The sequence below is a fragment of the Streptomyces sp. NPDC056734 genome (assembly GCF_042790455.1).
GTDB lineage: Bacteria > Actinomycetota > Actinomycetes > Streptomycetales > Streptomycetaceae > Streptomyces.
The window spans coordinates 53446-68006 of sequence record NZ_JBHTZD010000033.1; the positions used below are offsets into that span (position 1 = coordinate 53446).

At 72.5% G+C, this 14561-nt stretch carries 11 protein-coding genes; 5 read left to right on the top strand and 6 right to left on the bottom strand.

The genetic code is table 11. The features are described 5' to 3' along the window. Nucleotides 1-199: 199 nt before the first annotated feature. A complete protein-coding gene (locus ACFRFC_RS34615; RefSeq protein WP_382684848.1) occupies nucleotides 200-2362 on the bottom strand; it encodes an ABC transporter family substrate-binding protein in 2163 nt (720 codons plus the stop codon). A 327-nt stretch (nucleotides 2363-2689) separates the two neighbouring features. Here ACFRFC_RS34615 and ACFRFC_RS34620 point away from each other — a divergent pair, with 327 nt between their 5' ends. From ACFRFC_RS34620 to ACFRFC_RS34640, 5 genes are all read left to right on the top strand, one after another. After that, nucleotides 2690-2977: a hypothetical protein gene (locus tag ACFRFC_RS34620; protein WP_382684846.1), complete on the top strand. Its 288-nt coding sequence runs from the start codon at nucleotides 2690-2692 to the stop codon at nucleotides 2975-2977. A gap of 72 nt (nucleotides 2978-3049) precedes the next feature. Beyond that, nucleotides 3050-3883 carry a hypothetical protein gene (locus ACFRFC_RS34625; RefSeq protein WP_382684844.1) on the top strand — a complete coding sequence of 278 codons (834 nt, stop codon included), beginning with the start codon at nucleotides 3050-3052 and terminating at the stop codon, nucleotides 3881-3883. 21 nt (nucleotides 3884-3904) lie between these two features. Then, nucleotides 3905-5836, top strand: coding sequence for a fumarate reductase/succinate dehydrogenase flavoprotein subunit (locus ACFRFC_RS34630; protein ID WP_382684841.1), 1932 nt, complete (start codon nucleotides 3905-3907; stop codon nucleotides 5834-5836). After that, on the top strand, nucleotides 5833-6606 hold the full coding sequence (locus tag ACFRFC_RS34635) for a succinate dehydrogenase/fumarate reductase iron-sulfur subunit (protein WP_382684838.1): 774 nt from the start codon (nucleotides 5833-5835) through the stop codon (nucleotides 6604-6606). The genes ACFRFC_RS34630 and ACFRFC_RS34635 overlap by 4 nt, the downstream gene beginning before the upstream one ends. Before the next feature lie 86 nt (nucleotides 6607-6692). Continuing rightward, nucleotides 6693-8144, top strand: coding sequence for a hypothetical protein (locus ACFRFC_RS34640; RefSeq protein ID WP_382684836.1), 1452 nt, complete (start codon nucleotides 6693-6695; stop codon nucleotides 8142-8144). A gap of 229 nt (nucleotides 8145-8373) precedes the next feature. On the opposite strand, the gene ACFRFC_RS34645 is transcribed toward ACFRFC_RS34640, so the two are convergent. The 5 genes from ACFRFC_RS34645 to ACFRFC_RS34665 form a co-directional block, all read right to left on the bottom strand. Next, entirely contained in the window at nucleotides 8374-11010 is a 2637-nt protein-coding gene (locus ACFRFC_RS34645) for a SpoIIE family protein phosphatase (RefSeq protein ID WP_382684833.1), read from the bottom strand. A 251-nt stretch (nucleotides 11011-11261) separates the two neighbouring features. Further along, the gene (locus ACFRFC_RS34650; RefSeq protein WP_382684831.1) at nucleotides 11262-11669 is read right to left on the bottom strand and encodes an ATP-binding protein; all 408 of its coding nucleotides are present in this window, start codon (nucleotides 11667-11669) and stop codon (nucleotides 11262-11264) included. Nucleotides 11670-12287: 618 nt separating this feature from the next. Beyond that, entirely contained in the window at nucleotides 12288-12704 is a 417-nt protein-coding gene (locus tag ACFRFC_RS34655; protein ID WP_382684829.1) for a (deoxy)nucleoside triphosphate pyrophosphohydrolase, read from the bottom strand. 494 nt (nucleotides 12705-13198) lie between these two features. Next, nucleotides 13199-13396 (bottom strand): SPOR domain-containing protein, encoded by a 198-nt coding sequence (locus ACFRFC_RS34660; RefSeq protein ID WP_382684827.1) that lies wholly within the window; start codon nucleotides 13394-13396, stop codon nucleotides 13199-13201. 383 nt (nucleotides 13397-13779) lie between these two features. Continuing rightward, nucleotides 13780-14532, bottom strand: coding sequence for a GntR family transcriptional regulator (locus ACFRFC_RS34665; RefSeq protein WP_382684825.1), 753 nt, complete (start codon nucleotides 14530-14532; stop codon nucleotides 13780-13782). Nucleotides 14533-14561 lie beyond the last annotated feature (29 nt).

A 14561-nucleotide genomic window follows, 5' to 3' on the forward strand; every position in this document is an offset into this window, starting at 1 on the left:
AGGTGTCTCTGGGGGGGCCGAAGTGTCTCCGGGAGGCCGAGGTGTCTCTGGGGGGGCCGAAGTGTCTCCGGGAGGCCGAGGTGTCTCTGGGGGGCCTGTGAAGTCGTGGGGCGGCCCGGCCGACGTGAAGGGGCGCGGGGAACTGCGCGACCAGCCACAGTCCACCCGCGCCCGAACGACTTCGCCGGCCACCCCGAACCTAGTCCCCCTTACCCGCGGCCTTCTTCTCCTTCTTCAGGAACCCCATGTCCTGATACACCGGCGTCTCGAACCCGAAGGCCCCGACGTTCGCCAGATTCTTCCGCGCCGCCACCAGCTGGGGCCGCTGGTACAGCGGGATCGACCCCGCCGCCGCCCAGATCCGCGCGTCCGCCTTGCGGATGAGGGACCGGGTCTCGCCCTCGTTCAGCGTCGAGATCGCCTGGTCGAACAGCTGATCCACCTGGTCCGTGCCGACCCGCGTGTAGTTCTGCTCGACGTTCAGCGACCCGTCGGCGGCCGGCACCGGCTTGGCGTAGATCGGCCGGGCGTCGGTCGCGGGGTAGGCGGAGGCGGGCCAGGAGTAGAGCGCGAGGTCGTAGTCGCCGGCGGCGATGTGGTCCTTGAAGTAGCTCTCGTCGTCGACCTTCTTCGTCTCGGTGGGGATGCCGACCTCGTCCAGCATCTTGGAGATACGTTCCGCCACCGCCCGCAGCGTCTCCGAGCCCTTGCCCGACGGCACCACGAACCGCAGCTTCATCGGCTTGCCGTCCTTGGCCACCGGCCCGGCCGGGACCTCCGCCGGAGCCGCGGTGCCCTTGGGCGCGTACGCCCCCGGTGCCCCGCCCTGCTGCAGCTGGTCGCCGACGTACTGCTTGCCGTCCTGCGCCAGATGCGCGGCGCCGTCCGTGCGGTGCCGCGCGGCGTCCTCGACGTCCTGCCCGGAGTCGCTGCGCGCCTTGCCGTCCTCGCCGACGATGTACGTACCGTCGTCCCCGCCCGGCGACTCGTCCTCGGCGTCGCTCCCCGAGCCGTCCGAGGAGCCGTCCTTCGAGTCCTTGGACTCCTCGCCCCTGGCCCCGGCCGCCTTGTCGCCCTTGCCCTTCGGCGCTCCCGGCACCCACCCGGCGTCCGCGAGCAGCGCCCGCGCCTCCTTGGTGTCCTGGTCGCCCAGGGCCCCGCTGTTGTCGGCGTAGGCGGCCTGGCCGGACAGCGCCAGATGGCTGCCGACCGGCTTGGTGGGCAGGCCCAGCGGCTTGAGGACCAGCTTCGCCAGCTTCTCGCGGTCCAGCGCGCGGGCCACCGCCCGGCGCACCCGTTCGTCGGCCAGCGGGCCCTCCTCGCCGTTCAGCGCGAGCTGGGTGTACGCGGGCTCCAGCGAGCGGCGGACCTCGAAGCCGCTGAGCGCCCGCTCCTCGGCGGTCAGTGCCCGCACCGGCGTCCTGCCGCCGTCGGCGCCGTCCTTGCCGGACCCGTCCTTCTCGCCCTCGGCCCCCGCCGCGCCCTTCGGCGCCGCCGGCTCGATCTTGCGGGCCCCCGGCGCGTCGACCTCCGCGAGGTCGACCCTGCCCTCGGCCAGCGCGGTCGTCCGCTCGTCGCGCGGGACCGCCCGCAGCACGATCTGGGAGAGCTTGGTCGGCTCGCCCCACCAGCGCGGATTGCGCGCCAGCGTGATCTCGTCGGCCTTGCGGTCGATCTTCTTGACGGCGAACGGCCCGGCGGTGACCTTGAGCTTGGTCCGCGCCCCGTCGTTGAAGGAGTCCGGGGTGCCCATGACCTCCTTCGGGTACAGCGGGGAGAACAGCGAGCGCCAGTCGGCGTAGGGCTTGGCGAAGGTGACCCGGACCTCCAGGTCGTTCTTGCCCCGCTCGATCCGCGCGATCCGGTCGTACCCGGCGTTGCGGGCGGTCCAGTAGGAGCTGTTCTTGCCGTTCAGGGCCCGCCACTGGGCGGCGAAGTCGGCGGCGCCGATCTCCCGGCCGTCGCTCCAGACCGCCTGCTGGTGGAGCTTGTAGAGCACGACCTGGCGCGGTTCGGTCTTGACGACCTTGGCGGACTCCAGGAAGTCGGCGTTGACCTCCGGGCGGCCGTTGGCGTCCAGCCGGAACATCGAGGGCAGCACGGCCTGCGCGACCTTGGTGGTGGTGGCGTCGGCGTCGGACTGGAAGGCGTTGAGCGTCTCCGGCACGGCGTCCACCGCCCAGCGCAGGGTGCCGGTGTCGGCGACCTGGTCCCGGGCGGCCGGGGCGATGTCCTGACCGGCCAGCGGCTTGCCGGAGGGGTCGTCCGAGCCGCAGCCGGACAGGGCCGTCACCGCGAGGGCTCCCGCGGTGAGAAAGACGACCGAGCGCAGCACCGCGCGCGGACCGACGGGGTGGGACATCTCTGCTTACCTCCGGGGAACCGCGGGAGTTATGGTCATGAGTGGCCGGTAATTTACGTATATGGAGTTGATCGGATGATTTCTCCATATACGGCCACTGAAGAGGAAAGGGTTCGGCAACGCGGGGCGACACGGCGCCGACGCGGGGAATGTCACCCGGGCGGCCCAGCCGCCGGGGCTGCACACCCGTACGCCTCGGCCAATCGGTGCACGTCCCTTCCCAGCGGCCGGTGTGACGCGCGACACTCGCAGGCGCATGAACGTCGCCGTCCACGCCGGCCCGGAGCCGCGTTCCGACGGAGATTCCGACGGAAATGAGGTCACGTGATGTCCGTGCACGACGAACTGGCGTCGATCCAGAAGAGCCTCGACGACCTGGCCCGGTCGGTCCGGCGCCTGGAGCAGCAGCTGGGCGACGGGCTCGATGTCCGCCGGGTCCGTACCGACTGCGAGCACCTGCGCGAGAGCGTCGCGCTGCTGCGGGCGGCGGCGGCCACGCCCGCCGCGCCGCGCCGCCCGGAGCTGGTCACCATCCCCGACACGCCCTACGACAACAGCCTGTGGGTGGACACGGACGACGAGGGCCTCGGCGCTCGCGACCGGCGTGCGCCCTGAGACCGCCGGGCGGCCGGGGAACCGGCCGCCCGCTCGGCGGCCCAGCCCCCGAACCCCGACCGGAGTCATCCGTTGGCAACTGGTACGGAACGCCCAGCCACCCGACCCGATCCGCGAGGCGGCGTCCGCGGTGCCTCCCGCGCCGCGATCGCCGCCTCCCATCTGCGCACCGACCGCTGGTGGCTCGCGCCGGCCGCCACCGCCGCCGGACTGCTCGCCTTCATCGCGTACTCCACCTGGCGGGCCTTCTCCAACGCCCACTACTACGCGGCCCCGTACGTCTCGCCCTTCTACTCCCCCTGTCTGGCACAGAACTGCGAGCCCATGCGCGGCGGGCCCAACTGGGAGATCTTCGGGAGCTGGTGGGGCCTGTCCCCGGCCCTGCTGATCCTGATCTTCCCGCTCGGCTTCCGGCTGACCTGCTACTACTACCGCAAGGCGTACTACCGCGGCTTCTGGGCCTCCCCGCCCGCCTGCGCGGTCGCCGAGCCGCACCGGACGTACACCGGTGAGACCCGCTTCCCGCTGATCCTCCAGAACATCCACCGGTACTTCTTCTACGCCGCCCTGCTGGTCGCCGGGATCCTCACCTGGGACACCGCGCTGAGCTTCCGCAACGAGCACTACGAGTGGGGCCACATGGGTGTGGGCACCCTGGTGTTCCTCGTCAACATCGTGCTGATCTGGGCGTACACCCTCTCCTGCCACTCCTGCCGGCACATCGTCGGCGGCAAGCTCAAGCACTTCTCCCGGCATCCGGTGCGCTACCGCATGTGGCAGTGGGTCGGGAAGCTGAACGCCCGCCACATGCAGCTCGCCTGGGCCTCGCTGGTGAGCGTGGCGCTCGCCGACTTCTACGTGTATCTGGTCGCGTCCGGCGCCTTCGACGATCCGGCCCTCTTCTAGCAGCTAGCAAAGGTGTTTCTGATGTCCGTGGTCGATCGGCAGGAGTGGGACGTCGTCGTGGTCGGGGCCGGGGGTGCCGGGCTGCGGGCCGCGATCGAGGCGCGCGAGCGCGGCGCCCGTACGGCCGTGATCTGCAAGTCGCTGTTCGGCAAGGCGCACACCGTGATGGCGGAGGGCGGGATCGCCGCCGCGATGGCCAACGCCAATGAGCACGACACCTGGCAGACGCACTTCCGCGACACCCTGCGCGGCGGGAAGTTCCTCAACCAGTGGCGGATGGCCGAGCTGCACGCCCAGGAGGCCCCGGACCGGGTGTGGGAGCTGGAGACCTGGGGCGCGCTGTTCGACCGGACGAAGGACGGCCGGATCTCGCAGCGCAACTTCGGCGGCCACGAGTATCCGCGGCTCGCGCACGTCGGCGACCGCACCGGCCTGGAGCTGATCCGCACCCTCCAGCAGCGGACGGTCGCCCTCCAGCAGGAGGATTTCCGTGAGAGCGGCGACTACGAGTCCGGGCTGAAGGTGTTCCAGGAGTGCACGGTCACCCGCATCCTCAAGGACGAGGACGGCCGGGTCGCGGGGGTCTTCGCCTACGACCGCGAGAGCGGCCGTTTCTTCGTCCTTGAGGCACCGGCCGTGGTGATCGCGACCGGCGGCATCGGCAAGTCCTTCAAGGTGACGTCGAACTCGTGGGAGTACACCGGCGACGGCCACGCGCTCGCGCTGCTGGCCGGGGCGCCGCTGCTGAACATGGAGTTCGTGCAGTTCCATCCCACCGGCATGGTCTGGCCGCCGTCCGTGAAGGGCATCCTGGTCACCGAGTCGGTGCGCGGCGACGGCGGGGTGCTGCGCAACTCCGAGGGCAGACGGTTCATGTTCGACTACATCCCGGACGTCTTCAAGGAGAAGTACGCCGAGACCGAGTCCGAGGCCGACCGCTGGTACGACGACCCGGAGAAGAACCGGCGCCCGCCCGAACTGCTCCCCCGCGACGAGGTCGCCCGCGCGATCAACTCCGAGGTCAAGGAGGGCCGGGGCTCCCCGCACGGCGGGGTCTTCCTCGATGTCTCCACCCGGATGCCCGCCGAGGTGATCAAACGCCGGCTGCCGTCGATGTACCACCAGTTCAAGGAGCTGGCGGACGTGGACATCACAGCCGAGGCCATGGAGGTCGGCCCCACCTGTCACTACGTGATGGGCGGCATCGCCGTCGAGTCCGACACGGCGGCGGCGCGCGGGGTGCCGGGGCTGTACGCGGCCGGTGAGGTCGCGGGCGGTATGCACGGCTCCAACCGCCTGGGCGGCAATTCCCTCTCCGACCTGCTGGTCTTCGGCCGCCGGGCGGGCTGGCACGCCGCCGAGTACGCGGCCGGGGCGGGGGCGCGTCCCCGGGCGCCGGAGAGCGCGGTGGACGCGGCGGCGGCCGAGGCGCTGCGCCCGTTCTCCGCCGAGGAGGCCGGGGGTGCGGGGCCGCCGGAGAACCCGTACACCCTGCATCAGCAGCTCCAGCAGACCATGAACGACCTGGTGGGCATCATCCGCCGCGAGGGCGAGATGGAGCAGGCCCTGGCGAAACTGGCCGAGCTGCGGGTACGGGCCCGCCGGGCCGGGGTCGAGGGGCACCGCCAGTTCAATCCGGGCTGGCACCTCGCCCTGGACCTGCGGAACATGCTGCTGGTCAGCGAGTGCGTGGCGCGGGCCGCGCTGGAGCGCACCGAGTCGCGCGGCGGCCACACCCGCGAGGACCACCCGGAGATGGACCGCCGCTGGCGCGACGTCAATCTGCTCTGCGCGCTCGGCGACCCCGCGGCCGCGCTCGCCGCCACCGGCCCCGAGCGCGGCCAGATCGCGCTCACCCGGGAGAACACCGACCCCATCCGCCCGGACCTGCTCGCCCTGTTCGACAAGGAGGAGCTGGTCAAGTACCTGCCCGAAGAGGAGCTGTACGAGTGAGCGGCTACGAGGCCCGTTTCAAGGTGTGGCGCGGCGACACCGGGGGCGGCGGCCTGGAGGACTTCGAGGTCGAGGTCAACGACGGCGAGGTGGTGCTCGACATCATCCACCGCCTCCAGGCCACCCAGGCCCCCGATCTGGCGGTGCGCTGGAACTGCAAGGCGGGCAAATGCGGCTCGTGCTCGGCGGAGATCAACGGCCGCCCCCGGCTGCTGTGCATGACCCGGATGTCGGTCTTCGCACGCGACGAGACCATCACCGTCACCCCGCTGCGCGCCTTCCCCGTCATCCGTGACCTGGTCACCGACGTCGGCTTCAACTACACCAAGGCCCGCGAGGTCCCCGCGTTCGTCCCGCCGGAGGATCTCGGGCCGGGCGAGTACCGGATGTTCCAGGAGGACGTGGACCGCTCGCAGGAGTTCCGCAAGTGCATCGAGTGCTTCCTGTGCCAGGACACCTGCCATGTGGTGCGCGACCACGAGGAGAACAAGCAGGCGTTCGCGGGCCCGCGCTTCCTGATGCGGGTCGCCGAGCTGGACATGCATCCGCTGGACGCGGCCGCGGAGACCGGCCTGGACCGCAAGACCTCCGCCCAGGACGAGCACGGCCTGGGCTACTGCAACATCACCAAGTGCTGCACCGAGGTCTGCCCCGAAGGCATCAAGATCACCGACAACGCGCTGATCCCGCTGAAGGAACGAGCGGTCGACCGCAAGTACGACCCGCTGGTGTGGCTGGGCTCGAAGATCAGGAGGCGCTCCACGTCGTAGCCGGGTGACAGGGCGACCGGGCGACCGGGTATCCAGGTGCCACACCCCGCTCGCGGAGCCGTATTCCTCCCCCTACGCTCCGAAATGTGACGCGCTCCCTGATCCGGGGCAGGCCCAGGCGGGCCAAGGCCCACATATCCGCGCGCCTGGCCCAGTCGGTGGTCGGCGTCGTGATAGCGGTGCTGTGGCTGGGCCTGGCGCTCCACGGAACGCGCGACCAGGCCCCGGCCACCCCCGGCGCGGGCCCGGCCGCCCAGCAGGACGGCACATCGGCGGCCGATCTCGCCCTGCCGCTGGTGGTGGCGGTGGGCGCGGTGGTCGCGGGCACGTACGGCTACCTCCGCCGCACCCACCGCCGGACCGGCCGTACGACACCGGCGGCGCCCGCGTCCGCCACGCCCCTCCTCCCTCCACTGGACGACCGTGCGAGGGCGTTGCTGGTGGCGGCCGACGACAGCGTCCGCGCCAGCCGCGAGGAACTGGACTTCGCCGCCGCCGGCTGGGACGAGCGGACCGCCGCCCCCTTCCGGCACGCCCTGCGCCACGCCGAGACGGAACTGTCGGCGGCCTTCGCGATCCGCGAGCGGTACGACGACGGCGTACCGCAGGAGGACGGCGCCCGGCGTCAGGCGCTCACCGGGATCGCCGGGCGCTGCGAGGAGGCGGGCCGGGTGCTGGACGCGCAGGCGCCCGCCCTCGACGCGGCCCGCCGCCTGGAGAGCGACCTCGCCCCGGCGCTGGAGCGGGCGGAGACCCGTTTCCGCGACCTGACGGCCCGGGTCATCCCGGCGGAGCGGACCCTCACGGACCTCGCCCACCGCCACGGACCCGGGGCGCTCGCGCCCGTCGCGGGATTCGTCGAGCAGGCCAGGGACCGGCTGGTCTTCGCCGCCCTGCGCCTCAACCAGTCCCACCAGCGCTCCGACCTTGGCGAACCCGACCCGGCGGCGGCCGAGCTACGGGCCGCCGAGGGGGCGGTGGCCCAGGCGGCGGTCCTGCTGGACGCGGTGACCGGCCTCGCGCGGGACCTCACCGCCGCCGACGCCCTCCTGCCGACCGCGCTGACCGAGGCGGAGACGGAGTCCGAGGCGGCCGTAACTCCCGTACGAAGAGACCTGGTGGCGAAGACTCCGCACGACCCACTGGCCCTCCTGCGCCGGGCGCTCCTCTCCACGAACGACCGCTCCGCAGCCCTGACGGCAGCGGCCTCCCTGCTGGCCCGCAGCACGACGGCGACGACGGACGCGTACATCACCACCCACCGCGCGGCCATCTCGGCCACCCCCCGCACCCATCTGGCAACGGCCTTCCGCCTCCTCACCACCAACCCCGCCGAAGCCGACACCAAGGCCCGCCTGTCCCGCGACCTCGCCGAACAGGACGTCCGCACCCACGGCAACCCCTACGCGGACGAATCCGTCCACGCGGCGGGGGTGGCGGGGGCAGTCCTGGGCGGCATCCTCCTGGACCAGGAGGAGACCGGCGGCCCACCATCGAGCTACGGCGGCCCAGGAACGAGGGCACGAAGGGTTTCTTAGGCGGGAGGGAAACACCGCCGTCGGTCTGGCGGGCAAGGCGAACGCCGCGGCTTTGGAACGCGGGCACGCCACATCTCCCAGGGGCGCGGGGAACTGCGCAGTCTTTTGGGCGAGGGCAACGCCGGGACTATGGGGGCGCGGGGAACTGCGCAATCTTCTGGGGGCGCGGGGAACTGCGCGACCAGCCACGACGAAAGCCGCGCCCGGCACACGACCGAACCGCCCGCCCCTAGAACAGACTCAGCAACGCCTCCGCCGGATCCGTCAGCCCACCCTCCCCGTCCGGCAAGGGCAACTCGAACCACACCGTCTTCCCCCGAGGCGTCCGGCGCGAGCCCCACGCCGCGGAGAGCAGCCCGACCAGCTGAAGCCCCCGCCCCCCCTCGTCCGTGTCCCGCGCCCGCCGCCGCCGAGGCTGCACCAGCCCGGAGTCCCACACCTCACACACCAGCGTGCGATCGAGCAGCAACCGGAGCCGGATCTCCCCCTCCCCGTACCGCAGCGCGTTCGTCACCAGCTCGCTCACCAGCAACTCGGTGGTGTCGACCAGCGGTTCCAGATCCCAGCTCAGCAACTGCCCGCGCGCGTACTCCCGCGCCCGCCCCACACTGCGCGGCTCACGCGGCAGCGTCCAGTCGCCGACGGACTCGGCGGGCAGCCCCTGGACCCGGGCCATGAGCAGGGCGATGTCGTCCTCGCCGTGATGCGTGTCGAGGGTCGTCAGGACGTGATCGCAGACGTCCTCCAGGGGACGCGAGGGATCGGTGAGCGCGCCGACGAACGCTTGCAGCCCCTCGTCCAGCGGATGGTGCCGGGACTCGACCAGCCCGTCCGTGTAGAGCGCGAGCAGCGCACCCTCGGGGAGTTCGACCTCGACCTCCTCGAAGGGTTCACCGCCGACGCCGAGCGGCATGCCGGGCGGCACGTCGAGCATGAGCGCGCTCTCGCCGGGTTCGACGAGGACCGGCGGCAGATGCCCCGCGTTGGCGAAGGTGCAGCGCCGGGTGACGGAGTCGTAGACGGCGTAGACGCAGGTCGCGAGGTACACCTCGGACAGGTCGGCCTCGCGGGGGCGGCGGGCCGCGCGGGTGGCCTGCTGGATGCCGCCGGGGGTGCCGAGGCCGCGGGCGATCTCGTCCAGCTGGGAGAGCACCTCGGCGGGTTCGAGATCGAGCTGGGCAAGCGTGCGTACCGCGGTGCGCAGTTCGCCCATGGCGACGGCGGCGCGCAGACCGCGGCCCATGACATCGCCGACGACCAGCGCGGTGCGGTGGCCGGGCAGTTCGATGACGTCGAACCAGTCGCCGCCGACCTCGCTGGGGCGGCCGGTGGAGGCGTTGCCGGGGCGGTAGCGGCAGGCGATGTCGAGGCCGGAGGCGACCGGGTCGCCGGGCGGCAGCAGGGACCGTTGCAGTATCAGCGCGCGCTCGTGCTCACGGCGGTACAGGCGCGCGTTGTCGATACAGACCGCGGCGCGCGCGGCGAGTTCGACGGCGAGGTCCCGGTCCCGGTCACCGAACGGCTCGCTGCCCTTCGTACGGGAGAACTGGGCGAGTCCCACGACGGTGTCGTGGGCGACCATCGGCACGGCGAGGGTGCACTGCACCAGGCCGCCCTCCTCCGCCGGGACGTACCGGGTGCGGGCGGCGCGCAGGGCGTCGGCGTGCGGCGAGTTGAAGGCGAAGTGGTGGACCGCGCCGACCTGGACGGGAGCGGTCGTACCGGCGAAGGGCAGGTCGGCGACGGCGCTGGCGTAGGCGACGCGGCGCAGTTCGGCGCTGCCGTCGGCGAGGCCGGGCGGGGTCTCGTCGCCGGCCAGGAGGCCCTGGTAGAGGTCGACGCTGGCGAGGTCGCAGAAGCCGGGGACGGCGACGTCGAGGAGTTCGCGGGCGGTGGTCTCCAGGTCGAGGGAGTTGCCGATACGGGCACCGGCCTCATTGAGCAGGGCGAGATTGCGGCGGGCGGCGGCGGCCTCGCGGGCGGCGGCGCGGCGGGCGGTGATGTCGATGCCGAGCCAGGCGATGCCGATGGGACGGCCGGTGCCGCTGTGCACCCGGTAGAGATTGACGGACCAGTGGCGGCGGTCCTCGGAGCCGGGGACGTACCCGGTGATGTGCATGTCGGTGATGGACTCGCCGCTCTCCAGCACCCGGCGCAGGGTGGCCAGCACCCGGTCGGCCTCGGAGCGGGGCAGATAGTCGTGCACGCTCCGGCCGCGGTGGTCGTCGGGGACGCCGCCGAAGACGGAGGCGAAGCGGGCGTTGGCGCGGCGCACCTTGAGGTCGGTGTCGATCAGCACGAACCCGAACGGAGATTGGCCGAAAATCGACTGCGAGGCGGCGAGGTCGGTCTCGATCCGGCGCAGTACGCGGACGTCGACGACGATGCACACGGCGGCCTTCTCGCCGCTCTCGGCCCGGGTCGGCATCACGTACACCTCGGCCAGCCCGTCCTCGCCCGGGGTGCCGTCCAGGTGCCGGGGTGTCCGGAACGGCACGACCCCGGTCCACTCCCGGCCGTCGAGGATCTCGGCCATCTTGTGCTGGCCGCGCTCGCGCAGATCGGGGTCGAGGAAGGCGTCGATGGGGTCCATGCCGATGGCCCGTTCGGCGGGGATGCCGAAGAGCTGCTCGGCGCGCAGGCTCCACTGCTCGACCAGTCCGTCGGGGCCGACGGAGAAGGAGGCCACCTTGATGTAGTCGTAGAGCGATCCGGGCGGGCTGCTCTGCCACAGGGCGTCGCCGGGCCGCGACCCGCCCAGGGCGAGAACGCCGTCCGCCGAGCGGGCCGATGCCGGTACGGCAACGCGCCTCGCTCGGCCCGACGGGTCCTCGGACTCCGTGGCCTTCGCTGGTATCTCGCTCACGCGAACCGTCCCCTCCAGCTCACCGCGCCCGGCACCGGTCACCGGGTGGCGGCTGCCCGCAGTATCCAGCACTACGGGGCCGTACAACACGGTGTTCACGATCACAGCACGGGCCAGGTGCATTTCGGCCCGCGCTGCGAGAACACCATCAGTCTTCTAACCAGCGGACACGGCGTCGAACCACGCACGGGGGGAACCGCCGGTGGCCTGAACCGCGGAGGGGACAGCGGCACCCCGCCTGTACACCCGATTCACCCCGGTACCGCCAGTTCGAACCACACCGTCTTACCGCTGTCGTCGGGCCGTGTGCCCCATCGGTGGGCCGAGGAGGCGACCAGAAGCAGACCCCGTCCGCTCTCGTCCTCGGGCTCGGGAGCGCGCTCGGTCGGCAGGTCCGGGAGCGGGTCGGAGACCTCCACGAGGAGCAGCTCGGGCGCCCCCGGACGCCGCCGCAGCCGTAGTCCCACGGGGCCGTCGGCGTGCCGCAGCGCGTTGGTCACCAGCTCGCTGACCAGCAGCGCGGCGATATCGCTGAGGCTCTCCAGGGACCAGCCGCTGAGTTGCTCACGGACCCGGGCCCGCGCTGCGCGCACGGCTCCCGGGTCCGCGGGAAAGGTCCACTCCGCACGCTCACCTTCGGTGTCGATCACACCGATCACTTCCCAGACCCCGAGCCCACGGTTGTCCGATTTCGTGGGGTTAATAGGCACATACCCGGCATTTAGGTGGGTGTATCGCCGTCGACTCTGAGACTCGGGTAAGGAAACGCTCAGGCGCACCGAGGCACCCAGGGCGTACACAGCGCGTGACCCGGGGGGCGGCATGGGAATTGTGCGCCGGGGGGTGCGCCGGGAACCGGCCATTTACGCGCGGGCGGCGCGGGTTGGGGGGTGGCGGGGGTGTGGGCGGGGTGGGCTGCGGGCGCGGCGCGGGCGCAGCCGGGGCGACGGTGGCGCTGCGGGCGCGGCGCGGATGGGGTGGGCGCGCGGGTGGACTGCGGTGGCGTCGGGGGTGAGCGCGGATGGGGCACGCGGCGAGTGCGGCACGAGCCCGGGTACGGGTGCGGCACGAGCCCGGGTACAGGTGCGGCACGAGCCCGGGTACAGGTGCGGCACGAGCCCGGGTACGGCGCGGGCGGGTGCAGGTGCGGCACCCGTCCGGGTACGGGTGCGGCACGAGTCCGGGTGCGGGTGCGGGCGGGTGCAGGTGCGGCACCCGTCCGGGTGCGGGTGCGGGTGCGGGTGCGGGTGCGGGTACGGCGGCGGACCCGGGTGGGGTCAGCCGTGGTGTACGTCGGCCACTCCCCCGGCGACAGCCTCGCGGACCGCCGGGACGTCCTGGTCCAGCCAGTCGACGTCCCAGATCTCGCCGGGCTCCAGCCAGCGCAGGGCGTCATGGTCCTGGAGGGGACGCGGGGCCGGGGAGTCCGGCAGCAGACGGGCCGTCCAGACCTGGAGGACGTACGGGGGTCTCAGGGGCCACTCGCCGGGGACCCGGGTCACCGGCAGGGCGATCACGCCGAGTTCCTCGCGCAGTTCGCGAACCAGGGCCGCCTCGGGGCGCTCGCCGGGCTCGACCTTGCCGCCGGGCAGTTCCCATCGGCCGGCCAGTTCGGGCGGGGCGCTGCGGCGGGCGGCGAGCAGCCGGGCGCCGTCGAACAGGGCGGCTCCCACCACCACGATGCGTTCGGTCATGCGCCGGAGCCTAGCCGGAGCGCGTGCGACGCCCACTGGACGCGCTTCGCCGGCGGGTGTGCTCAGCCGACCCGGCGCTACGTCAGGCGGCGCGCTTCGCAGGACGGGTGCCGCGCCGGTCAGGCCCTTCGCCTCTCGGGCGCCCCACCAATCGGCGCCCCGACAGCCGGGCCGGTCGGCGACCGGGCGCCTCACCGGCCGGGCGGGTCACCGGCCGGGCGCCTCACCGGCCGGGCGGGTCACCGAACAGGCGGGTCACCGAACAGGCGGGTCACCGAACAGGGACCCCACCCCTCGGACGCCTCGCCCATCAGGCGCCTCACCCGACAGGTCACTCACCAGCCGGACACCTCGTCAGCCGAGCCCCTGCCAGTCAGGCGCTCCGTCCTTGGGCGCATCGCCAGCCGGGCGCTTCGCCGGACAGCTGCCCCACCGGACGGGCACCTCGCCGGTCAGGCGCTCGGCACCCGGGGCCCTCGACCGCCGACAGAGGGTCAATCCGGTGGGCCGTCCGTGCCGTTCGGGCCGTCGATGCGCTCCACGAAATAGAGCTGCTTGTGGCCCCGGCTGTCGAGGCTGTCGGCTATGTCCTGGGCCTCGGCGCGGGTGGCGTATCTCCCCACGCGGTAGCGGTTGCCGTTGTCGTCCTGCCGTATCACGTGCCAGGGAAGTATGACCGTGCTGTCGTTCATCGCGCCCCACCGCCCCTTTGTGCCCCGACGCGTATGGTCCCCACCCGCGTCCTCGGCCGAGCCCCACCCGATAAGGAAACCGCATTCCGCATATGCCCGAGCCTACGCCTTACCTTCACGCAGCGAATACGGCTTTTCACAAAGAGGCACGTAACCAGCCAGGACACAGGGGGCGCACGCCGCCGAACGCGCCGTCCGCGCACTCCCGCGCATCCCCCTGCGCGCCGCCCCTCGAACCGCCCCGGCCACCTGCGCAAACGGCGGGTCACCATAACCCGTGAGACGCCTCCGGCGAGCGGGTCACCGCACGCGGGCTTGCGCGACGGCGCGCGCTGGGTCATGAGGAGCGCACTCCGACATGGGGAGCGCTCCACCCGGGCCCGCTAACGCACCGGCAAGTGGTACGCCACCCGGTAGCGGTCCGCCGGGATCACCACGTCCGCCGTCTCCACCGGCAGCCCGGAGGCGTAGAACGTGCGCTGGACGACGATCACCACATGGCCGGGAACACCCCCGAGGGCGAGCAGTTCCTCCGCCAGTCCGGGACGGGCGCCGACCTCCTCCGTCACGTTGTCCACGACGACGTCGATCGCGGCCATCCGCTCCACCACGCCCATCCCCCCCAGCGGGCCCTCCTCGGGCAGCATCACGGGCGTCCGGCCGGTGACGGAGAGGGGTTCCCAGGAGGTGGAGAGCATCATCGGCTCACCGGCCTCCCGGAACACATATCTGGTGCGCATCACCCGCTCCCCGGCCGGGATCCCGAGCCGCTCGGCGATGGCCCCGCCCGCCTCGGTCTGCGCGCTGCCCGACTCCCAGGTGCCGCGCGCCCCGGCGTCGGCCTGCTCCTGGCGGAAGGGTGTGGCCCCGCTGCCGCTGCGGTACCCGGAGCGGGCGATACGGCGGGGCACCGGCCGCTCCCGGACATACGTCCCGGACCCGGAGCGGCCCTCGACCAGGCCCTCGGCCATCAGCACCTTGCGCGCCTCCAGCGCGACCGTGTCCGAGACGCCGTACTCCTCGCGGATGCGGGCCTGGGACGGAAGGCGGGTGTGCGGCGGCAGCTGACCGTCGACGATCTTCTTGCGGAGATCACCCGCGACGCGCAGGTACGCCGGCTGCTCACCGAATGTCACTGGCCGCTCCCATCAGGTCGTACAGACAG